Annotated in this window: 23 protein-coding genes; 15 read left to right on the plus strand and 8 right to left on the minus strand. The window is 60.8% G+C overall.

Annotation, left to right across the window (positions count from 1 at the left end; all coding sequences use genetic code 11):
• Window positions 1-11 precede the first annotated feature (11 nt).
• Complete coding sequence (locus WYS_RS06945; protein ID WP_147654344.1) at window positions 12-1328, minus strand: carboxylate--amine ligase; 1317 nt, start codon at window positions 1326-1328, stop codon at window positions 12-14.
• 139 nt (window positions 1329-1467) lie between these two features.
• Between WYS_RS06945 and WYS_RS06955 the strand changes: the two genes are divergently transcribed.
• A complete protein-coding gene (locus WYS_RS06955; RefSeq protein WP_019177445.1) occupies window positions 1468-2100 on the plus strand; it encodes a translation initiation factor IF-2 subunit beta in 633 nt (210 codons plus the stop codon).
• A 71-nt stretch (window positions 2101-2171) separates the two neighbouring features.
• Here WYS_RS06955 and WYS_RS06960 read toward each other — a convergent pair whose 3' ends face one another.
• Window positions 2172-2693: a hypothetical protein gene (locus tag WYS_RS06960; protein ID WP_019177446.1), complete on the minus strand. Its 522-nt coding sequence runs from the start codon at window positions 2691-2693 to the stop codon at window positions 2172-2174.
• A gap of 89 nt (window positions 2694-2782) precedes the next feature.
• Between WYS_RS06960 and WYS_RS14660 the strand changes: the two genes are divergently transcribed.
• The 4 genes from WYS_RS14660 to WYS_RS06980 all read left to right on the plus strand — a co-directional run bounded on the left by WYS_RS14660 (window position 2783) and on the right by WYS_RS06980 (window position 5152).
• Window positions 2783-3703 carry a presenilin family intramembrane aspartyl protease PSH gene (locus tag WYS_RS14660; protein ID WP_019177447.1) on the plus strand — a complete coding sequence of 307 codons (921 nt, stop codon included), beginning with the start codon at window positions 2783-2785 and terminating at the stop codon, window positions 3701-3703.
• Between the two features lie 18 nt (window positions 3704-3721).
• Window positions 3722-4366 (plus strand): metallophosphoesterase family protein, encoded by a 645-nt coding sequence (locus WYS_RS06970; RefSeq protein WP_019177448.1) that lies wholly within the window; start codon window positions 3722-3724, stop codon window positions 4364-4366.
• Window positions 4367-4432: 66 nt separating this feature from the next.
• Window positions 4433-4816, plus strand: coding sequence for a 30S ribosomal protein S8e (locus WYS_RS06975; protein ID WP_026068900.1), 384 nt, complete (start codon window positions 4433-4435; stop codon window positions 4814-4816).
• A gap of 33 nt (window positions 4817-4849) precedes the next feature.
• On the plus strand, window positions 4850-5152 hold the full coding sequence (locus WYS_RS06980; protein WP_019177450.1) for a signal recognition particle subunit SRP19/SEC65 family protein: 303 nt from the start codon (window positions 4850-4852) through the stop codon (window positions 5150-5152).
• A 166-nt stretch (window positions 5153-5318) separates the two neighbouring features.
• Here the strand turns inward: WYS_RS06980 and WYS_RS06985 are convergent, their stop codons facing one another.
• Entirely contained in the window at window positions 5319-5609 is a 291-nt protein-coding gene (locus WYS_RS06985; protein WP_026068901.1) for a DUF211 domain-containing protein, read from the minus strand.
• Between the two features lie 795 nt (window positions 5610-6404).
• Between WYS_RS06985 and WYS_RS06995 the strand changes: the two genes are divergently transcribed.
• From WYS_RS06995 to WYS_RS07005, 3 genes are read left to right on the plus strand one after another with little or no spacing between them, the layout of a single operon-like run.
• A complete protein-coding gene (locus WYS_RS06995; RefSeq protein WP_019177453.1) occupies window positions 6405-7838 on the plus strand; it encodes a bifunctional ADP-dependent NAD(P)H-hydrate dehydratase/NAD(P)H-hydrate epimerase in 1434 nt (477 codons plus the stop codon).
• Between the two features lie 33 nt (window positions 7839-7871).
• Window positions 7872-8549, plus strand: coding sequence for a metallophosphoesterase family protein (locus tag WYS_RS07000; protein WP_019177454.1), 678 nt, complete (start codon window positions 7872-7874; stop codon window positions 8547-8549).
• Window positions 8550-8599: 50 nt separating this feature from the next.
• Window positions 8600-9403: a metallophosphoesterase gene (locus tag WYS_RS07005; protein ID WP_019177455.1), complete on the plus strand. Its 804-nt coding sequence runs from the start codon at window positions 8600-8602 to the stop codon at window positions 9401-9403.
• On the opposite strand, the gene WYS_RS07010 is transcribed toward WYS_RS07005, so the two are convergent.
• From WYS_RS07010 to WYS_RS07030, 5 genes are all read right to left on the minus strand, one after another.
• Window positions 9400-10011 (minus strand): GyrI-like domain-containing protein, encoded by a 612-nt coding sequence (locus WYS_RS07010; RefSeq protein ID WP_026068903.1) that lies wholly within the window; start codon window positions 10009-10011, stop codon window positions 9400-9402. The two genes, WYS_RS07005 and WYS_RS07010, sit on opposite strands and share 4 nt — an antisense overlap.
• A 94-nt stretch (window positions 10012-10105) precedes the next feature.
• The gene (locus tag WYS_RS07015; protein WP_019177457.1) at window positions 10106-11620 is read right to left on the minus strand and encodes a Ni/Fe hydrogenase subunit alpha; all 1515 of its coding nucleotides are present in this window, start codon (window positions 11618-11620) and stop codon (window positions 10106-10108) included.
• Complete coding sequence (locus tag WYS_RS07020; protein ID WP_026068904.1) at window positions 11617-12627, minus strand: NADH-quinone oxidoreductase subunit B family protein; 1011 nt, start codon at window positions 12625-12627, stop codon at window positions 11617-11619. The genes WYS_RS07015 and WYS_RS07020 overlap by 4 nt, the downstream gene beginning before the upstream one ends.
• A 19-nt stretch (window positions 12628-12646) precedes the next feature.
• Window positions 12647-13147 carry a hydrogenase iron-sulfur subunit gene (locus WYS_RS07025; RefSeq protein ID WP_019177459.1) on the minus strand — a complete coding sequence of 167 codons (501 nt, stop codon included), beginning with the start codon at window positions 13145-13147 and terminating at the stop codon, window positions 12647-12649.
• A gap of 3 nt (window positions 13148-13150) precedes the next feature.
• The gene (locus WYS_RS07030; protein ID WP_026068905.1) at window positions 13151-16174 is read right to left on the minus strand and encodes a CoB--CoM heterodisulfide reductase iron-sulfur subunit A family protein; all 3024 of its coding nucleotides are present in this window, start codon (window positions 16172-16174) and stop codon (window positions 13151-13153) included.
• A gap of 470 nt (window positions 16175-16644) precedes the next feature.
• On the opposite strand from WYS_RS07030, the gene WYS_RS07035 reads away from it, so the two are divergent.
• From WYS_RS07035 to rrp42, 7 genes are all read left to right on the plus strand, one after another.
• Window positions 16645-17409 (plus strand): double zinc ribbon domain-containing protein, encoded by a 765-nt coding sequence (locus tag WYS_RS07035; protein ID WP_019177461.1) that lies wholly within the window; start codon window positions 16645-16647, stop codon window positions 17407-17409.
• Between the two features lie 69 nt (window positions 17410-17478).
• Window positions 17479-17796 (plus strand): hypothetical protein, encoded by a 318-nt coding sequence (locus WYS_RS07040; protein ID WP_019177462.1) that lies wholly within the window; start codon window positions 17479-17481, stop codon window positions 17794-17796.
• Between the two features lie 115 nt (window positions 17797-17911).
• Window positions 17912-18634: an archaeal proteasome endopeptidase complex subunit alpha gene (gene psmA / locus WYS_RS07045; RefSeq protein ID WP_026068906.1), complete on the plus strand. Its 723-nt coding sequence runs from the start codon at window positions 17912-17914 to the stop codon at window positions 18632-18634.
• 23 nt (window positions 18635-18657) lie between these two features.
• A complete protein-coding gene (locus WYS_RS07050) occupies window positions 18658-19362 on the plus strand; it encodes a ribosome assembly factor SBDS (protein WP_019177464.1) in 705 nt (234 codons plus the stop codon).
• A 147-nt stretch (window positions 19363-19509) separates the two neighbouring features.
• Window positions 19510-20172 carry an exosome complex RNA-binding protein Rrp4 gene (rrp4, locus tag WYS_RS07055; protein ID WP_236993868.1) on the plus strand — a complete coding sequence of 221 codons (663 nt, stop codon included), beginning with the start codon at window positions 19510-19512 and terminating at the stop codon, window positions 20170-20172.
• Window positions 20173-20182: 10 nt separating this feature from the next.
• Window positions 20183-20956, plus strand: coding sequence for an exosome complex exonuclease Rrp41 (gene rrp41, locus WYS_RS14665; RefSeq protein ID WP_147654345.1), 774 nt, complete (start codon window positions 20183-20185; stop codon window positions 20954-20956).
• Window positions 20957-20958: 2 nt separating this feature from the next.
• A complete protein-coding gene (gene rrp42 / locus WYS_RS07065; RefSeq protein WP_026068908.1) occupies window positions 20959-21732 on the plus strand; it encodes an exosome complex protein Rrp42 in 774 nt (257 codons plus the stop codon).
• Window positions 21733-21734 lie beyond the last annotated feature (2 nt).

Consider the following 21734-nt stretch of genomic DNA (forward strand, 5'->3'; position numbering starts at 1 on the left):
TCCTGTGCTCATTATGTCGGACCTTTCGCCGAGCCGGCATCGGTCACGCTATTTTCAACCTTGATGTCCGCCGCATACGGCGTTCCCTGGACGGCCGGGGACGGGGACGACCCGATTCGGGCGGTCACGTCATCTTCGTCGACCTTCATTCTCATGAGATATATCGCCAGCTTCGCCAGGTTGACGCCGAAGCGGACCCGATAGAGCACCGGCCGGAGGTCGTCAGAGGCATAGTGAGAATGAATGTCCGAACCGAGCCAGGAGCGGAGCCATTGGACGGTGGTGATGGCCCCCCTGCGGCGCAACCGCCAGAACGAATCGGTGTCGCTCATCCCGTCCCACCATCGGACCCCATCGCGGAAGTCTTTCAGTTCGGGCTTCGGCAAACCTGCCAGGTCAAGATATTGCAGGTAGATGAGGGGCAGTCCCGCCCCATCGGACAGCTCGTGCGCCATCCAGGTGCGCGCGTTCAGCTCGATAAGCTTCCATCCGCCGTCCCGTTCGTCCATCTTGAAGCCCACTGAGGCTATCCCCTGGTAGCCCAGCCCCCTCATGAACTTCATGCCGAGCTCGGCCACCTCGGGCTGGTGGCAGCTCATTGCCAGCGAGGCGACCCCAAAGTTGGGGGGATATTGCCTGACCTTCTGCCAGGTGAGCACCGGTGAGACGTACCCGTTCCGGCCTATGTAGGCCCCCGCGTTATAGAACCCCTTTCCGGGAGGCCATATGATGTCCTGGACCATGACCTCCTGGCCTTTGTCCAGTATCGCCGCCATCTTCTCCCGGAGCTCCTCGGCGTCCTTGATCACGAAGCCTTTGTTGCCGAAGATCGGGTACCACAGGTGCGAGTACAGCGGCTTTATGAACGCGGGGAAGCGCAGCCTCCGCATACCCTCCTCGAGCTCATCCATCGAGCGAGGATAGAAGGTCTCGGTCATGGGTATGCCCAATCGCACCGCCTCCTCATACTGCAGGCGCTTGTTGATCATGGACTCCACCACCTTCTCGGGCGGGGCGATAAGCTCGAATCGCTGGGCCAGCTTGTTCCGGTTCCTGGAAATGAACAGTACGGCGGGGTCCGAAGCGGCGAAGAGGACCGGCCTCTCGCCAAGCCTCTCTCCTTCCTCCAGGATCTCCTCGAGGACCGTATCCGGCTCCTTCACTATGCTCCCGCACAACAGCGGCCTCACGAACTTGGAGTGCATGCCCGGCAGATCCGGACGATGGTCTACTCCGACCACGCGAATGCCTCTGCGCCCCAGCATCCTAGCCATGCCTAGTCCGTTGGTCTCCATGTTGAGAACGAATGCGCTCGGTAACTGGTTCACGAGTATTCTCCCCACTGATAATAATTCATCGAACCCGATGGTTAAATAGCCTTGTATGCTGAGGGCAGGAAGGACGCCATAGCCACAGCAGTAATGGCTAGGTTTATATCAGCGGAGCAACTTGAGAGGAGGGATTACCATGCCTGATGACGATTACCTATCACTTCTGGAGCGGGCCAAGGTCAGCCTGCCCGAGACCATTGAAAAGCATGAGAGGTTCAAGGTGCCGGAGCCGGACATCTTCCTGGAGGGGAAGATCACCGTAGTGAGGAACTTCGGCGCCATCATCGATGCGCTGCGGCGAGAGCCGGAGCACCTGCTCCAGTACCTGTTGCGCGAGCTCGGCACCCCCGGCTTCATTGAGGGGCAGAGACTGGTCCTCAAGGCCAAGCTCACCCCGGCCCAGGTCGCCGACAGGATCATGGGCTACACCGATACGTTCGTTCTGTGCTCCGAGTGCGGCCGCCCTGACACCCGAATAGTCAAGGAAGGGCGCATCCTCGTTCTGGAGTGCGACGCCTGCGGCGCCCACCGCCCGGTCCATGTCAGAAGGTCCGTGAGGACCTCCGAGGACGAGGGCATCAAGGAAGGCGGAGTGTACGAGGTCATGGTCGAGGACGTCGGCCGCAAGGGAGATGGGGTGGCGAAGCTGGACAAGTATGTCATATACGTCCCCGGCGCCGCCAGGGGAGCGCGCGTGAAGGTCAAGATCCAGAAGATCTCCGGAAACGTGGCCTTCGCGGTGCAGTCCCAGGAAGACGTCACCAAGTGAATTCCTTCGGGCCTCTGGCCCGCATAACCCTATTTTTAAAAAGAGGGGCGCTCCGCGCCCGAGAAAAGGCCTCAGAAGATATAGTTGCAGCTGGAGCGGTCAAACCCCTTCACCAGCTCGAAGTCGTGCCCCTCCGACGGCGCCGTGGGGACAGGATAGGTGAGGTACGGGAAGAACTGCCCGATGTCCGCGGCCATCCTGGTGGCGAGGTGGTCCCTGCCGAACAGCGCCTCGCTGATCTCCAGCGCGAGGCGGCGGGTCAGCGCCTCGTCCATGTACCCCACCGAGTGTATGAACTCGTGCAGGAGGATGTGGAAGACGTACGGCTTGTACAGCTCCGGCTGTTCCGAAGCGATGCGGGCCATGGGCCCCTTGTTCATGACGATGACGTTGGACGCCACCGGGTACAGCCCCCCGATCCAGGAACGGGGGTCGCCGCCCAGCTCGGCGAGGCCGAGCATCAGGCCCGCCCGCGACAGTCCCAGCTGCGCCTGGACCGCATCCTTGACTATCTCGAAGATGTCCGCCAGGTCCTTGGCCTTCTCCAGCCTGGCCGGATAATCTAATGCCTTAGTTGTTAACCCTGCGTTCACGAGTTCAACTTACGGCGGTCCGCTAGATAATATTATGCCTCGAATCATCGTGAGAACGGTTATCTACCTCGGAGGACATGGTTCCGGCGATGCGAAAGTACCTGCCGATGGTGGCCATGGCCGCTTTCTATATCTTCGTCCAGGCCGCCGCGGTACTGCTGGCCCCGCTGTTCCTGCCAGAGTACGCCGCGTTCCCCGACCCCAACAACGTGGTGAACCCGCTCATATACGTGTTCCTGGTGCTGGTGGTCACGGGGATCATCCTCATCCTCATCAAGTTCGGCCGGGAGAGGATCGTGCAGGCCATCTTCTTCGTCAGCGTCTTCATCACCATCATGTACGTGTTCCTGCCGCTGTTCCTGCTGGTAGACCACGAAGGCTACATCGCGCTCATCGCCTCGCTTGCACTGGCGGGAGGGATGATCTATGCGCTGGCCAAGAGCGGGGAATGGTACATCATCAACGCCGTCGGCCTCGTCCTGGCCATAGGCGTCACCGCCATCCTGGGCATGTCCCTGGGCATCCTGCCGGTGATCATACTGCTGGTGATCATGGCGGTGTACGACGCCATCTCGGTGTACAAGACCAAGCACATGGTCGCCCTCGCCGAGGGCGTGGCCCCCCTGCGCCTGCCGGTGCTGTTTGTCATACCCAAGGACCGCGGCTTCAAGATGGATTCCGTCTCCGAACGGGGTCTGTCGCCCCCCGAGGGCGGGGAAAGGGAGGCGTTCTTCATGGGGCTGGGCGACACCGTCATCCCGGGCATCCTGGTGGTGTCAGCCTCGATGTTCCTTCCCGAGACCCCTTCGCTCCTGTTCACCGCGAACATCTGGGTGGCCATCGGGACTATTGTCGGCGGCCTGCTGGGCTACCTCCTGCTCATGCGCTTCGTGCTGAGGGGGCGCCCCCAGGCCGGGTTGCCCTTCCTGAACACCGGGGCGATATTGGGATATCTTGCTACGTACATCCTGGTGTTCCAGAGCCTAGGCCTGCAGATGTTGGGCCTGTGACGATGAGGAGTTGACGATATGAAGTTCCTGGTGCTCTCGGACATCCACGGGCGGGACAAGGTGGCCGCCTGGGCCAATAAGCTGGCGAAGGAATATAAAGTGGATGGCATCATCATCCTCGGCGACATCACCCATTTCGGGCCGGGGAGCTGGGCCGGGGAGTTCCTGGCCAAGCTCGAGCACCCCATCTACGCCGTGGCCGGCAACTGCGATCCCCCGGAGTGGGTGAACAAGGAGATCGAGGCCCACGGGACCCTGCTGCACCGCCGCAAGGAGGTGATGGGAGGGTACACCTTCATCGGGCTGGGAGGATCGAACCCAACTATCTTCGAGACGCCCTTCGAGATGGAGGAGAGCGAGATAGAGTCGTACCTCCGCCCGCTCATGGAGAGGGACGCAGTGATGGTGCTCCATGCCCCGCCCAAGGGGTTCAATGACACCATACCGAACGGGATGCATGTCGGTAGCGATGCGATACTGAAGCTCGTACAGGAGTTCCGCCCGCTGGTGGTGCTCTCCGGCCACATCCATGAGGCTAGGGGCATGGTGGAGAAGGATGGCACCCTGTTCATGAACCCCGGCCCGGCCAGGGACGGATATTCCGCCCTGCTGGAGATCGACGGCGAGATAAAGGGAACGCTGCTGGACAAAGCGGAGGAATGAGCCCGAGCGAGCCAGCGGCCTAGGAAAGCTTTTATATTCGGGTTATTTTAGTGGCAGAGGATTAGTATGGCACTTTGGCAAGGCAAATCACAGCGGAAGCCCAGCGGCGGCCGCCTCATCAGAAGCAGAAAGAAGCGGCGTTTCGAGATTGGACGCGAGCCCATGTTCACCAACTTGGGCGAGGAGAACCTCAAGAAGTACCGCACCATGGGCGGCAACTCCAAGGTCAAGATGCTCAGCGCCTCTTTCGCCAACGTCGTGGACCCCAAGACCAACCAGGTCAAGAGGGTCAAGATCGTCACGGTGAAGAGCAACACCGCCAACCCCAACTATGTCCAGCGTAACATCATGAACCGCGGGGCCACCATCCAGACCGAGCTCGGGGTTGCCAAGATCACCTCGAGGCCGGGGCAGGACGGCACCATCAACGCCGTGCTGATCTCCGAGTGAAACCATTTATATCCTTAACTGGATTGACCGACCATGGCCTTCGACGCGGACAAAGCGTGGGTGCTGTGGCCGGAATATTTTGATATTTCCAGAACAAGGGCGCAGGGACGCCGGGTCAAGAAGGGCCTGGCCGTCCCGGAGCCCCAGATAGCATCCATGGTCAAAGCGGTGGAGAAGCTCGGCCTCAGCTGGAAGATCGAGGAAGGGAAGTCCTACCCCGGGGCGTGGTGGAACAAGCAGGGCCTCCTGCTGGTAGAGAACAACATGCCCAAATCAGAGCTCCTGAACAAGGTCGCCGCGCACCTCAAGCAGATGCCGCACGTCCCCAAGCAATGAGGGGGCCGGCAAAGCTTCGTGCGCCAGCGTTCGGGTACTGCCACGATATGCCGGCACATGCAGCGTCATCCTCGCGCATTTTCCCGATCTGAATTGTCAATTAAAACCGCACGCGCGGGGAGGCCGAGAGGCCCTCGGCCACAGGGGCCCCGTGCCGGCCGGTGCCTCAGCGGTCCTGGCCCGTTTCCGCTTCCTCGACCAGCCTCTTGCCCGCAGACACGCTGTCCACCGAGTGGATCACCGCCCCAGTCTCGGAGATGGCCGTTTCCACGTCATCGAACTCTATGGCGTTGCCTTCGATGGTGATCTTCACCGTCTCGGTATCCTGGTCGACCTCTATGATAGTAATATTCACTCCCGAGATCCCCTCCAGCACGCTGATGCGCTGGGACAGCTCCACGATGGAGGGGTGGTGCGGCTTCAGCACGTCCAGCACGACTCTCTTTATTTCACTCAAAGGCCGGTCACTTCCCCTTCCATCTAACGATGGCGAGAGTATAAATCCTTGACCATGAGGGGCGCTCTAGAGGCCGACTACGAAGCCAATGAACTAATTGGATGAACCCTTCTCTTTCCATCCGGCCGATACCTGGCCCCGCGTTTGACGCGCTGGAGTTCATGGATCTTAAGTTTGATCCAAGAAATAGCCGTACTGAATGCTCCGCTTTTCTATGTAAAAAAGTAACATTCCCTCGACTGCGTTAGACCTGGCTCTAGAAGCAAACGGGGTACCCTTAGTTTGGCTTCACCGCGGCTTAATAATCCAGAGGGGGATATCCGCTGTGCGACGCACCCTATCAGGCACGCCTATTCCTGGACCTGACTGCGAACCATATGATGCCGACGACGGCAACGATCGATATTCCCAGGATTAGGAGGTCCAGGGCAGGGTGGCCGGAATTGCTAGACGAGCTTGTCAAAATTGAAAACTTCGCCGTGCCCAGTCCTGCAATGGTCTGCATGACCGGCCCATGAACTGGGATCCTCTCCATTGGCACCGCTGCAGAGGCCACCACGGTGTACAGATAGAGGATCCAGGCAAATAAATCAATCCATGCTTGTGCTCTGCCGAGATCGTCACCGAGGCGAACGGCGCCCCTCACCTGGCGTTGGCCGTCCGCAAAGAGCTTGAAGTGACCTCGACGAGGTCACTTCGGGCCGACGTTACATCACTGTTCCGACCCCGGAGATGATGAACTCCACGGGGCAGCGTTCCCAAAAGATTAATCCCATAACTTGGATACTCCGGGCCATGCTCCCCTTTAAGGAGGTGCGGGTGCTCGACATCAACTCCGAGCACCTCGGCGTCCCCATGGACGCTCTGATGGACAACGCCGGCGAGGCCACGGCCGAGGTCATCCTCACCGAGATCGGCACCGGCAAGAAGATCGCGGTGGTCTGCGGAGTGGGCAACAACGCCGGGGACGGGTTCGTGGCGGCAAGGAACCTGACCCGCCACAATGATGTGACGGTATTGTTGGCCCACCCTCCTTCGGAGATCCGTACGGAGTCGGCAAAGAGAGCGTACGAGAGGGTCAAACATATCGCCTCCTCTTCCGTGGGGGTGCCCCTTTCCAAGTTCGATGTGATCGTGGATGCTCTCCTGGGCACTGGGAATTACACCGAGGTAAGGGAGCCGTACCGAACGCTCATCAACCGCATCAACGGCTCCAAGACCAAGGTCGTATCCATCGACGTGCCCTCCGGCCTGGGCACCGATCTGGCCGTGGAACCCGACATCACCGTCACTTTCACCGAGATGAAGGAGGGCATGACCCCGGAGAATTCCGGCAAGATCTTCGTGCAGGACATCGGTATTCCCGCCGACGCCCACAGGTATGTGGGGCCGGGGGAGTTCGCGTACTACCCCATAAGGGGAGCGGAGTCCCACAAGGGGCAGAACGGACGGATACTGGTTATCGGCGGAGGGCCCTTCACCGGAGCGCCGGCCCTGGCCGGCCTGGCCGCGTACCGCATGGGCGTGGACCTGGTGCACATCGCCACCCCCGCGCCGTCCTTCGGGCCCATCTCATCATATTCGCCCAACCTCATAGTGCACGGGTTGGTCGACGAAACCCTGAACGCCAAGGACATCAAGCCGGTCCAGCAGCTCATCGGCATGGTGGACGCGGTGCTCATCGGCCCCGGGCTGGGATTGGGAAGAGGGACCCAGGAGGCGGTAAGGAAGATCGTCAAGGCCTGCGACAAGCCCCTGGTCATCGACGCCGACGCCATCGCCGCGGTGGCCGAGGACCTCTCCGTGCTGGAGGGTAAGACCGCCGTCATCACTCCGCACGCCAAAGAGTTCGAGACGCTCACCGGGGAAAGCCTGCCGAAGGACCTGGAGGAAAGGGCCAAGGCGGTCGAGGAAGCGGCCAGGAAGCTGGGGGTGGTACTTCTGGCCAAGGGGCACATCGACGTCGTTTCCGACGGCCATCTCACCAAGTTGAACCGCACCGGGAACCCCGGGATGAGCGTCGGAGGCACCGGCGACGTGCTCGCCGGCGAGGTCGTGGCGCTGCTGTCCAAGGGGACCACCGCCTACAACGCGGCCAGGATCTCGGCGTTCACCAACGGCAAGGCCGGCGACCTGGCCTTCGAGAAGCTGGGCTACAGCCTCATGGCCACCGACGTCATCGACAATGTGCCGGAGGTCCTGCGCCGGTACCTGAAGCGGCTGCAGTAAGGCATTATTAGGCCGCGGGGGCATGGGCGTGGGATGAAACTTGCCCTGATCTCCGATGTCCACGCCAACGTTGTCGCGCTAGAGGCGGTGCTGGACGACATCGAGGCCAGGGGCGCGGACATGGTACTGAGCGCGGGGGATGTGGTGGGCTACTACCCGTATCCCAACGAAACGGTGGAGCTGTTCCGGGCACGAGGGATAATATCGATACGGGGGAACCATGATCGGGCGGTTCTGCGGGCCGACCCCCGGGGAATGAGCCCAGTGGCCGGGGACGCGATCATGTGGACCGCCTTCCATCTCACCGCCTCCTCGCTCCAGTATCTCAGGTCCCTGCCGCCCCGCGCCCAGCTCCATGCGGACCGCATCGCGGTGGGGCTGTACCACGGCTCCCCGCGCGACGATGACGAGTACGTGTACGAGGGACAGGCCTGCAAGGAGCTTCTGATCATGTCGCATAGCCAACTGGTGGTGCTGGGGCATACCCACATCCCATATGTGAAGAAGTATCCTAGGGGCATCATCGTCAACCCAGGCTCGGTGGGCCAGCCCCGGGACGGGTTCCCCGAGGCCTCCTATTCGGTGTTCGACATCGACACGAATGAGGCGACCAACCACAGGGTCGCCTACGATATCGAAAAGGTGGCGGAGGCTACCAGGGACGCGGGCCTCCCTGATCGTCTGGCCGACCGGCTTTTCAACGGGTTGTGAGCAAAACCTTTTAAATTACCCACGCTTAGAATGGACCGCAAGGAACCGAGATGAGCGAGACAGTGAGCCCCATACCGGACCACCTGGCCCTGGAGGTCCGCAGCAGCGACAGTGGCATCATTGTAGTAGGAGACCTGCACGTCGGAATCGAGTCCGAGCTGAGGTCAAAGGGGGTCCACGTTCCGTCGCAGACCCACCGCATGGAACGCGAGCTCGTATCCCTCAGCCCCGGCCGCGATCGCATCGTCCTCCTGGGGGACATCAAGAACAAGGTTCCTGGGTCGACCCACCAGGAGTACGCCGAGCTGCCGGGGTTCTTCCGCGCGCTGAAACGGCACTACAAAGTAGTGGACATCGTCAGGGGCAACCACGACACCAACATCGAGGAGTTCCTGCCCGACGGCATCAATGTCCATCCGTCCACCGGCTTCGTCATCGGCAGCGTGGGGTTCGTTCACGGCCACACTTGGCCGTCACCCGAGGTCATGTCCTGCAGGACCCTGTGCATAGCGCACAACCACCCCACCATCGCGCTGGAGGACTCCCTGGGCAACGTGAGCAAGGAGCAGTGCTGGGTCCGGTTCAAGCTCAAGGAGAAGGTATACAAGCGGTACGTGGAGGTCCCGGAGGAGGTCATCATGGTCCCCGCCTTCAACCGCTCGCTGGGGGGGTCGCCGGTGAACATACGCTCCGCCAAGCTCCTGGGCCCGCTCTTCACCGAAGGCATGGCTGACATCGATGAGGCGAGGGTGTACCTGCCGGACGGGATCTATCTGGGCACGGTGGGCTCGCTGATGATCGGCAAGGACCGGCGCATCCGCACCACTCCCAACCCGCGCAGCCACGTCTATTAGGCCTTCTCCACCGGCTGCCTGATGATGGTCTTCAGCTTCTCGGGGGCGGCCCTCCGGGGGTCGCCCATGTAGATCTCGTGGTGCTTGCCCCTCAGCCGGCAGCCCTGCTCCCCGATGAAGCGGTGGAGCCTGGCGATGGCGGGCCCCTCGTCCTTGTAGGGGCCGACATACGGGAGCTGGGCGCTCAGGCCTTCCTCCCACCGCTCCAGTCGGACATTGGACAGGGCGGGCGGGTCCTTCTTCCTCTTAAGCTCGGAGGCTGCGCTGTCGAAGTCGGCCCGGGTCACCAGATCGGGCAGCATTATCATGGCGGTCCACAGCCACTCGTCCTTTCGGCCGGCTGCGAAGTTCTCCATGTCCTCGGCCCACCACAGGCCTTCCAGGGGGCCGACCTTGAACTCCTCTCCCCGGGACTTCTTGATGGCGAACTTCATGGTGTAGGCGAGGCCGTAGAGCGCCTCGATGGCCTGCGCGTACTCGGCGGCCGTATTGGGGTCCCCCTTCCCGTCCACCATCATGTAGCTCATCTCCGGCACCGTGACGAGCGCCGGCTCCTTCTTCGGCTTAAGAAGCGCCTCGATCTCCTTGCTGAACCCCGCCATGGTCATGAAGAGCGCATCGCCGCGGGGACGCATAAAGCATGCGTTCTCCCCCCAGATAGGGATGAAAAACAAAAAAAGGAAAAGGTTGTTGGAAAGGGGTTTAGAAGTTCTGGATCTCCTGGAATATCTCGCCGTTGGGCTTCCTGATCACTGCCTTGAGGGGCATCTGACCGGGCAGGGTGTGGGTAGCGCAGGAGTTGCAGGGGTCGTAGGCGCGATAGGCCATCTCGACCTCGTTCAGGATACCCGGGGATACCTGCCAGTTCTTGATAAGTCCCTTGGCCGCCTGCCTGACGGACAGGTTGATCGGCGCGTTGTTGTTGGTGGTGCCGACCACCAGGTTCACGTCGGTGGTGATGCCGTTCTCGTCCGCCACGTAGTGGTGGATGAGCACGCCGCGAGGCGCTTCCAGGCATCCGATGCCCTCACCGGGGGTCTTGGTCGGGGACTTGATGTCCTTGCTGGTGATCATGGGGTCCTGGGAAAGCTCAAGCAGCCACTCGGAGGCGTGCATCAGCTCGATGACCCTGGCCCAGTGGTAGATCATGGTGTGGTGGATAGGTCCCTCCACGCCCAGACCCTTGAAGAAGTCCTTCAGTTGCTCGTACCCCTTCTGCGCCTCGGGGGTGGTGAAACCCGTGGAGGCGTTGACCCTGGCCAGAGGAGCGCACCGGTAGATGCCGCTCTGCGGGCCGTCGGTGAAGCCGTTCCAGCCGATCTTCTTCAGGAAGCAGAACTTCTCGTAGGTCCACGGCTCCACGTGCTCGCCGATGTGGTCGAGGTACTTGGAGGGATGGAACTTCTCGACCTCCTTCCCCTTCTGGTCGACCACCCTGAGGTCGCCGTCGTAGAAGTTGATCTTGTTGTTCTTGTCCACCAGGCCCATGTAGTAGGTCTCGTTGTAGTAGATGCCGGGGTCCTTGATGAGATCCAGGTAGGCCTCGTTCTTCAGAACGACGTCGCCCAGGAGGCCCATGGTGAACTTGGAGAACTCCACGCAGGACTTGGCCCACTCCTCGATCTGCTTCCTCTCATCCTCGTTGATGGGCTTGCTCATGCCGCCGGGGATGCCGCACACCGGGTGGGTAGCCTTCCCGCCGAGCATCTCCTGGACTTTCTGAGCATAGGAACGGTGCTTTATGACCTCAGAGCCTATGTTCACGCCGACCGCGTCCACGACGCCCAGGATGTTCCTCTTCTCCGCCGGGGCTGCCGGTCCGAGAACGAAGTCAGCAGCGGCCAGGGCGTAGAAGTGGGCGATATGGCTGTGGATGTAGTGCGCGGCGTAGAAGAGCTCGCGGAGCTTCCTTCCGGCCTCTGGGGGCTCGGCCTGGAACACACCGTCCAGCGCCTTGGTGGAGCACAGGTGGTGCGCGCCGGGGCACACACCGCACAGGCGGGGCGTGATCTTGTTGAGCTCGTCGACCGACCGACCGATGCAGAACTTCTCGAATCCGCGAAGCTCGGGCACCTGCCAGTAGGCGTTGGCCACGTTCCCCTCGTCGTTCAGGAAGATCTCGATCTTCCCGTGGCCTTCCAGCCTGGTGATGGGGTCGATGGTTATTCTCTTAGACTCGGACTTGGTGGTCGGTTCGCTTATGATTGGTCCACTCATTGCTTAACCCCCGCTTTCTTCTCCTTGACCTTCCTCTTGATGATGGACTTGGGCATGGTGAACGCATAGAACGTCCCCAGCGGGTCCTTGACCTGGGTCATCAGCTTCAGGATCTCGTCCTCGGAGAGCTGGGTCTCGTTGTCGGCGGTCCTGAAGATGGACGCCAGCGCGCTCAGCATGGAACCGCCCTGGTCCTCCACCGCGGCGGTGGGGCCCATGCATCCACGGCAGGGCTGGTTGGCGTTCAGGCACTTGGCGCCGCAGCCGGCCCTGGTGGCCGGACCGAGGCATATGACGCCCTGCTCCAGCATGCACTTCTTGGGGTCGATCTCGATGTCATAGGGCATGTTGATCTTGTCGATGGTCTTGACCTCTTTGGTCCTGCCGCACTCGTCGCACAGGGTCTTCTGGGAGGCGATGACCGAGCCCTTGGGGGGCAGGGGGGCGCCTTCCTTGACGTGCTTCTCCACTACGCCGAGGAACTGGTTGATCAGGTCGGTGGTGGGCGGGCAGCCAGGCATGAAGTAGTCAACGTCCACGATGTCATCCAGGGTCAGAACGGTGTCGTACATCACCGGCAGCTCAAGCTCGCCCTCGGGGGCCTGATACTTGGGCTGGGGGATGACATGGTTCGGGTTGACGCTGGAGAAGGTGTGGTTGTACACATAGTCCTGGAGGTCCTTCTTGTTGGTCACGTTGGCCAGGCCGGGAATGCCGCCGAAGCAGGCGCAGGAGCCGAAGGAGACCATGATGGCCGACTTCTGCCTGAGCAGCTTGGCAACGTGCTCGTTCTCGCTGTTCCTTATGGCGCCGTTGTAGAGCGTGACGGTGATGCTCTTGTCGGGCATGGCCTCGACATCCTTGAGCTTGGCGTCCACAGCGATGGGCCAGAACACAATGTCCGCCATCTCAGCCACGCCGAGGATCTTCTCATCGATGTCCAGGAGCGCCACGTCGCATCCTCCGCATCCGGCTCCCCAATATTGTGCTATCTTGACTTTTGCCATGATTCCACCTCTTTCCTCCTTAGTGGTGCGCCTCGGCACGGGTCTTCTCGCTTTCCGCCTCGGCCTCCTTGAGCGGGTTGGGGCCCATCTCGCGGACCTTCTCGGTGAACTCCTTTATGGTCGCCTGGAACCTGACCCCTTCGGAAGCGGACACCCACTCGAGGTGCAGGCGCTCCGGGTCGATGCCGTACTGCTCCAGCAGCATCTTCAGCAGGGCGATTCTCCGGCGGGTACGATAGTTGCCGCCGATGTAGTGGCAGTCCGCGGGGTGGCATCCCAGGACAAGTACTCCGTCAGCGCCCTTGGCGAAGGCACGGAGCACGTGTTCGGGGTCCACCCTGGCAGAGCACATCGCCCTTATGACCAGGAAGTTGGTCGGCATCTGCAGCCTCGACACTCCCGCCAGGTCGGCCCCGGCGTAGGAGCACCAGTTGCAGCAGAAGGCTATGATCTTGGGCTCGAAGCGGCCCTCTTCCGCGGGGGCGGAAGGGGCGGCCTGAGCGCTTGCGTGTGCTGACATGTTTCACTCACTCTCCTCAAGGGCCGCATCGATCGCAGCGATGATCTGCTGGTTCTTGAAGCCCCTTTGCTCCATCGCGCCGGACGGACAGGCCGCCACGCAGCACCCGCATCCCTTGCAAAGGCCCTCGTTGACGCTGACCTTCTTCTTCTCGGGGTTCTTGGAGTCCTGCACGATGGTGATGGCCTTGTACTCGCAGACCGGCTCGCAGATGGCGCATCCGTCGCAGAGGTCCTCGTTGACCGCCGCGATGACGCCTTCGCTCTTCAGTTCGGGCTTCGAGATGATGGTTATGGCCCTGGCGGCGGCACCGGAAGCCTGGGCGATGGCCTCGTCGGTGAACTTGGGCCAGTGGGCCAGGCCAGCGAGGTACACGCCGTTGGTGGCGAAGTCGACCGGCCTCAGCTTCATGTGCGCCTCGAGGAAGAACTTGTCCTTGCTGAGCGGGACCTTCAGCATCTTGGCCAGCTCCTCGTTGTCGTGGTGCGGGCGAATGCCAGTGCTCAGGACCACCTTCGAGGGCTTGAGGACCAGGTCCTCGCCGAGGATGGTATCGTAGGCAGTGATCTTCAGGCCTCCGTCGCTGGTGACCACTGGGGGCTTGTCCTCGGGGACCCTGACGAACTTGACGCCGGCCTGGCCGGCCTCCTTGTACAGGTCCTCGCGGAAGCCGTAGGTCCTGATGTCCTTGTGGAACACGTACACATCAGCCTTGGGGCTGGCCTTCTTGGCCGCGATGGCGTTCTTGATGGCGTTGGCGCAGCACACCCTGCTGCAATAGGGGGCCTCGGTGTTCCTGGAGCCGACGCACTGGATCATGGCGATGGTGCCGTCGACAGGGCCCTTCTGGAGCAGGTCCTCGAACTCAAGCTGGGTGACCACATTCTTGTCCGCGCCGTACAGGAACTCCTTGTCCTTGGGCTTGTACTCATCGGCGCCGACCGCAACAACGATGCTGCCGGTCTCCAGCTCACCGTCCTTGATCTTCACCTTGAAGTTGCCGACGAAGCCGCCGACATCCTCAGCGGGGGTGTCCAGGTGAACGGTGATGTTCTTGTTGTTCCTAACGCGGGTGATGAGCTCCTTGGCGAACTCGCGCACCTTGCGGCCGTCCTCCTCGTGGTGGATCTTCATGGCGTTCCCGCCGAGCTCGCTGGTCTTCTCCAGGAGGTCGACATGGAAGCCCTGGGCGGCGATGTCCAGGGCGGCGGACATGCCAGAGATACCCCCGCCGATAACCACAGCGGAGTGGGTAACGGGCAGCTTGCTCTCGTACAGAGGCTCCAGCAGCCTGGCCTTGGCCACGGCCATCCTGACCAGGTCCTTGGCCTTCTTGGTGGCCTTCTCAGGCTCGCCCATGTGGATCCAGGAGCACTGGTCCCTGATGTTGGCCATCTCGAACAGGTATGGGTTCAGGCCAGCTTCCTTCAGGGTGCTCTGGAAGAGAGGCTCGTGAGTACGGGGGGTGCAAGACGCGACCACGACCCTGTTGAGCTTCTCCTTCTTGATGACGTCCTTGATCCTCTGCTGGGAGTCGGCCGAGCAGGTGTACTTGCCCTCCTCGGTGTACACGACATTGGCCAGTCCCTTGGCGTAGTCCACGACCTTGGGCACATTGACGGTGCCGGCGATGTTGATGCCGCAGTCGCAGACGAACACGCCGATCCTAGGCTCCTGGCCCTCGACGTTGATCTCCTCTACCTTGACCTCTTCAAGAACGCCTCTCTTGTCGGCGATGAACGCGCCGGCCTTGGCCGCGGCACCGGAAGCCTCGGCCACGGATGTGGGGATGTCCTTGGGGGCGGCGAACGCACCGGTCACGAAGACACCGGGGCGGGACGCGTTGAGGGGGCTGTAGACGTTGGTTCCGGCGAACCCGGCCTTGTTCAGGTTGATACCAAAGGTCTTGGCGAGGTTCTTGGCGCCGGTGGGGGGCTCCAGGCCGACGGACAGGACCACCAGGTCGAACTCCTCCTCGGTGACCTCGTTGGTGTTAGGGTCGGAGTAGCGGAGGATGAGGTTCTTGGTAGTGGGGTCCTCGATAATGTTGGCGACCCTGGACGCGCGGTGCATCTTGATGCTGTATTCCTTCTCCGCGCGGGCCCGGTAGTCCTCGAACTCCTTGCCGAAAGCCCTGATGTCCATGAAGAATATGCTGGGCTCCAGTCCGGCGGTGTGCTCGCCGGCGATGATGGCCTGCTTCATGGCGTACATGCAGCAGACGGACGAGCAGTAGGTGTTCCCTACCTTCTCATCCCTGGACCCTACGCACTGCAGCCAGGCGACCTTCTTGGGGGCCTTCTGGTCGGAAGGCCTGAGCACGTGGCCGCCATAGGGGCCAGTAGCGCTCAGGAACCTCTCGAACTCCAGGGAGTTGACGACGTTGGGGTACTCCCCGTAGCCATACTCCTTCTTCAGCCTGGCGTCGAAGACGGAGAAGCCGGGAGCGAGGATGATGGAACCGACATCGAGGGTCTCCTCGACCGCCTTGTCCTCGTAGTTGACCGCACCGGCGGGGCAGTTCTTCTCGCACAGCCCGCAGCGGCCCTTGGTGAGCTTCAGGCACTTGGTCGCGTCGATGGAATACTTCAGCGGGACCGCCTGAGCGAAGGGGATGTAGATGGCCTTCCTGACGATCAGGTTGGCATCATACTCGTTGGGCACCTTCACCGGGCACTTCTCGGCGCAAATGCCGCAACCCACGCACTTGCTCATGTCAACGTACCTGGGGTTGTGCCTTACCTTGACCTGGAAGTTGGGCGCCTCGCCCTCGACCCCGACCACCTCGGTCATGGTCATCAAATTGATCAAGGGGTGTCTAGCAGCTTCGACGAGCTTCGGGGATAGAATGCACATCGAACAATCGTTCGTCGGGAAGGTCTTGTCCAGCTGGGACATCACTCCACCGATGCTTGGCTTCTTTTCGACCAGATACACCCGGAACCCGGACTCGGCCAGGTCCAGAGCGGTCTGTACGCCGGAGATACCTCCTCCGACGACCATGACTGCACCCATTTTGTCAGACATTTTAGGCTCCTCCTACTTTTTCCTTACAAAATGATTCGTACTTCAAAGGCTCACCACATGCGCGTTCCTGCTCGATGCTGTTCCTATCCCTTGGGGCGTCTTTGCATGGCGTCCGAACATTCATCCTCCGATCGCCGGACCAATGATGGGAAAGGATATTGGACCCGTTGGAACGGGTCAACGGCCCGGACAAAGAGCTTCCTCCAGCCACGAATGGACGATTCATCGATAGTGAACATGTTCCATGGCATGGGTGCTTTTCTGGGTGAATGGGATGTCTGTATATTAACATATCGAGCAATGCCCCCTTTCCTGCCTTAATGACCCCCTTTTTAGCGGGATTGCTTAAAAACCTTTCGATGTCGAAAAAGCCTTGGAACGAACGTTCGTAAAGTGCCTATGGGGATGCGGTCAACGAGCAATATCGTCCGAAGGCAAGCCTTTACATTGGGTACGGCATATCGTCCGGCGTGTTCGAGCTGCTTCCCCTAGCCGCCCTATTGGGAGCCTCCGGTTTCGGCGAGCTCATCAATAGGTATAAACAAGTACTAATTAGGAAAAGGGGGAGCAGGGAGGAGGGGGCGGCCCGGGGAAGGCCGAAGATACAGATCACCGGCCCCAAGGTGCAGCCGCTGGTCTGCCAGATCTGTCTGGGCAGGATCAAGGAAGGGACCGAATACGTAAAATGCGGCACTGGAAAGGTGTTCCACTCGGTGTGCCTGGCGAGGACGGGGACCTGCCCGTTCTGCCAGAGGACCGTGGCCATCAAGGGGATGGAGAGCACCACCTCGGTACCTCATTCCCTGCAGTTCGTGTTCCTGCCGCCGGAGAAGGTTCCTGAGCAGCCCCCTATGCCTGAGCCGGAGGCCCCGCCCGAGCCGGCCGCCCCCGAAGAAGGAAGAACGTTCGTGTGCGTGAGCTGCGGTGCCGTTCTGGAGGCCGGCACGGCCTCCTGTGCCTGCGGGGCCATCTTCGCGGACCCCGGCGGGTCCTTCGAATGCCCGGAGTGCGGGGCGGAGGTGCGCGAGGCCGATCGCTCCTGCGCGGTCTGCGGGGCGGTCTTCGAGCCGCTGGGGCCGCTTATCTGTCCGGGATGCGGGAAGGAGGTTGCCCCCGATGCGGACGTGTGCGAGTGCGGGGTGCTCCTCTCGGACAAATGCCCGGAGTGCGGGGCTCACCTGCGCGAGAGCGACATGGCCTGCGCGGTCTGCGGGGCCGAGTTCGGCCATTTGTGAGCTAAAGGTCTCGCAAGCCTAATATGGGGGCGGCATATAGGACCGTGAGCTGAGCACGCGGTAGATCCCATGGTCGTGAAATCGAAGAGAGGAAGGAGGAGGTACATAGCGTTCCGGGTCAGGGGAGGGGAGGCGCTGAGCGACGAGGACCTCCTGTCGGCACTGAACCCGTCCTTCGCGTCGGCGAAGCTGAAGCCCCCCAAGGTGATACAGTTCGACGGGAGCATGGGAATCGTCAGGGTGGGAGGGGGCGAGTACCGGAAGGCCGTCGACCTCATCAACTCTGGCGGCGAGGGCGCGCTGGAGACCCTGAGGGCCTCCGGCACCCTGCGGACCCTCCGGGAAAGGTATTTCCCAGCACCCCGACGCCCGGGCCGCCGGGCGTGACTGGCGTCAGCTTTGCCCGAGGTGCATCATTTTATATTCGGGCACATTAAGATATATATCGCAGTAGCGCTTTAGAGAGCTTCGCGTAGATATCTAGGAAGTTAGGAGTGATTTGATGCAACCAGGACAAATGGCATATGACAGGGCCATCACCGTGTTCTCGCCCGACGGAAGGCTGTTCCAAGTAGAGTATGCGAGGGAAGCTGTAAAACGTGGGACCACCACCGTCGGCCTCAAGTTCAAGGACGGAGCGGTGCTCATCGTGGACAAGCGCATCGCCAGCAGGCTCATGGAGCCGAAGTCCATCGAGAAGATATTCCAGATCGACGAGCACATCGGGTGCGCGACCTCCGGCCTGGTGGCCGACGCCAGGGTCCTAGTGGACCAGGCCAGGGTCACCGCCCAGGTGAGCAAGATCACCTACGACGAGAACATCAGCGTGGAGATGCTGGTCAAGAAAATCTGCGACTACAAGCAGAACTACACTCAGTACGGCGGCGTCCGTCCCTTCGGCACCGCGCTGCTGGTGGCCGGTGTGGACGACCAGGGCGTCCACCTGTTCGAGACCGACCCCTCCGGCGCGCTGGTATCATACAAGGCCGGTAGCATCGGGGCCGGCCGCAATGTGGTCATGGAGGCCTTCGAGGAACAGTACCAGGAGGGCATGGAGCAGGAGGACGCCATCGTTCTCGGCCTCAAGGCGCTGAAGAAGGCCACCGAGGAGGAGAAGCTCAACCCCAAGTCCGTGGAGATCGGAGTGGTCAGGAAGGACGCTGACTTCCGCAGGCTCGACGATGATGAGGTCGAGGCCGTCGTGGAGAAGGCCAACTCCGGCTGAGCCCGTGCCAGGCCTGTGATGGAATGGTCGACATCGAGGACGCGATCATCGCCCGGCTGGAGTCTCATGGGGAGACCTTCGAGATCCTCATCGATCCCAAGGTAGCCAATATCCTGAGGGAAGGCAAGGAGGTCGATCTTTCCGACCACATGGTCATCGACGAGATCTTCCGCAACGCCCACAAGGGCACCCGGCCGGAAGAGAAGAAGGTCATGGAGGTCTTCGGGACCGTCGATCCCACTGATGTAGCGAAGCAGATCATCCTCAAGGGCGAGGTACAGCTCACCACCCAGCAGCGCAAGGAGATGCAGGAGTCCAAGCGAAAACGCATCATAGCGGAGATCGCGCGGAACGCCATCAACCCTCAGACCGGCGGACCGCATCCCCCCGCGCGCATAGAGCTGGCCATGGAAGAGGCCCGCGTCCATATCGATCCTTTCAAATCAGTGGAGTCCCAGATAGAGCCGGTCCTCAAGGCCCTGAGGCCCTTGATACCCATACGCTTCGACAAGGTCCGCATCGCCGTCCGCCTTACCGGCGACCAGTACGGGAAGTGCTACGAGTACATTTCCCAGGTCGGCAAGGTATCCAGGGAGGAGTGGTCGAGCACCGGCGCATGGATCGGCGTGGTGGAGCTCCCCGCGGGCATGAGAGACGATTTCCTGGGAAAATTGGCGGAAAGGACCAAGGGCGAGGTCGAGACCAAGATCTTAAAGGGGACTATTTGAACTGAAGTAATTTTTAAGTTCATAAATATGTTTCACGGGCAAAGGCATTTAAGAAAAGAGAATATGAGCAACCATTGATTCGGATACGTTCATAGGAGATAAGAGATGAACAATAATGAAGTTTCAAGACAGCCACGGGAGATCGTTATGCCGGGCGACCTCCTCGATGGAGATAAATTAAAACCAGGCGCGGGGACCTATGTTTCTGGCGGCAATATTTATGCCGCCGTTCTCGGTATAAAGTCTGTAAAGTCGAACTATGTGAACATCATCCCCCTTGGCGGCAGGTACATCCCTTGCGTCGGCGACAGCGTCATCGGTAAGGTGGAGGATATTGGCCCTTCCAACTGGCTCATCGACATCAACTCTCCCTATCCCGCTCCTTTGCATGTTAACGAGGTGCCGTGGAGGGTAGAGTTCGGCGACACCGCCCGCTACATGAACGTCGGCGACGTGATATTGGCCAAGGTGCTCATGGTGGACGAGACCATGAGGGTCCAGGTGACGATGAAGGACCAGGGCCTCAGGAAGCTGACGGGAGGACAGATAGTGGAGATAGCCCACAGCAAGGTGCCGAGGGTGATTGGCAAGAGCGGTTCGATGATACAGATGATAAAAGGATACACGAACTGCCGCATCTTCGTGGGCCAGAACGGAAGGATATGGCTGGACGGCGAGGTCGACAATATCATGCACGCCATCAAGGCCATACAGATGATCGACGAGGACGCCCATTCCTTCGGTCTCACCGAAAAGGTGAAGGCGTACCTGGAGACAGTGCCCGCCCAGGCGGAGCAGAAGACGGAATGAGGTGAGACACATGTCCGGAATGACCACTGATATTGATCTGATAGATGACAACGGCATAAGGATAGACGGCAGGAAGGCGGACGAGATCCGTCCCCTGAAGATAGAAGCGGGCGTGCTGAAACGCGCCGACGGATCCGCGTACGTGGAATGGGGCAAGAACAAGGTCCTGGCCGCTGTGTACGGGCCCCGGGAATGCCACCCCCGGCATATGCAGAACCCTGCTAAGGCGATCGTCCAATGCAAGTACAACATGCTCTCCTTCTCCGTGTCCGACCGCAAGAGACCGGGCCCGGACCGCCGGTCCGTGGAGATCTCCAAGATCATCTCCGAGGCACTGGAGTATGTAGTGTTCACCGAGAACTTCCCCCGAACCTCCATCGACGTGTACATCGAGATCTTGCAGGCCAATGCCGGCACCAGATGCGCCGGCCTGACCGCTGCCTCGGTGGCACTGGCCGACGCAGGTATCCCAATGAAGGACCTGGTGCCCGCAGTAGCCATCGGCAAGGCTGACGGCCAGATCGTCCTGGACCTGAACAAGGAAGAGGACAACTACGGCAACGCCGACCTGCCCATCGCCATGATCCCCCGTACCGGGGAAATTCTCCTGATGCAGATGGACGGACACATGACCATGGAAGAGTTCGACCGGGCCATGGAGTACGGGAAGAAGGCCTGCGAGATGGTCTACGACGTGCAGAAGGACGCCTTGAGGCGCCGCTATGCCCAGCAGGGCGCCGCGATGGCGCCCGAGGACGAGGGCGCCAACGGAACGGAGGCCTGAACATGTCCGAACCGGTAATGTCCGAGATCAAGAAGGGGCACATCCACAAGCTCCTGTCCACCGGAAAGCGCGTGGACGCCAGGGCCTATGACGAATACAGGCCCATATCCATAGAGACGAACTACATCGAGAGCGCCCAGGGCTCCGCCCGGGTGCGCCTCGGCAACACCGACATCCTGGTGGGCGTGAAGATGGAAGTGGGCTCTCCCTTCCCCGACACCCCCGACCGCGGCGTCCTTACCACCAACACCGAGCTGATCCCTCTGGCTTCTCCGACCTTCGAGTCCGGGCCGCCAGACGCCGGCGCCATCGAGCTGGCTAGGGTCATCGATAGGGGCATCCGCGAGAGCGAGATGATCGACCTGCAGAAGCTGTGCATCAAGGAGGGCGAGGAGGTCTGGATCAACTTCCTGGACATTTACGTCCTGGACTACGATGGCAACCTCTTCGACGCCTGCTTCATCGGCGCGGTCGCCGCACTAAGGAGCACCATCGTTCCGGCCAAGGAGAACGAGAAGGGCGAGGACTACCCGCTGCCGGTGCGCCACTTCCCCATTCAGACCACTGCCGTAAAGATAGAAAACTCTATATTGTTTGACCCTACTCTTGACGAAGAAAAGGTCGCGGATGCCCGTCTGAGCGTCACCACCGATGAGAACGGGGACCTCAGGGCGATGCAGAAGGGCCTCGCCGGCGCTTTCACGCTGGATGAGGTCAAACAAGTGATCGATACGTCTCTTCGCGTCAGCAAGGGGATCAGGGAAATCATTGGGTGATA

Source organism: Methanomassiliicoccus luminyensis B10, from assembly GCF_000308215.1.
Taxonomy (GTDB): domain Archaea; phylum Thermoplasmatota; class Thermoplasmata; order Methanomassiliicoccales; family Methanomassiliicoccaceae; genus Methanomassiliicoccus; species Methanomassiliicoccus luminyensis.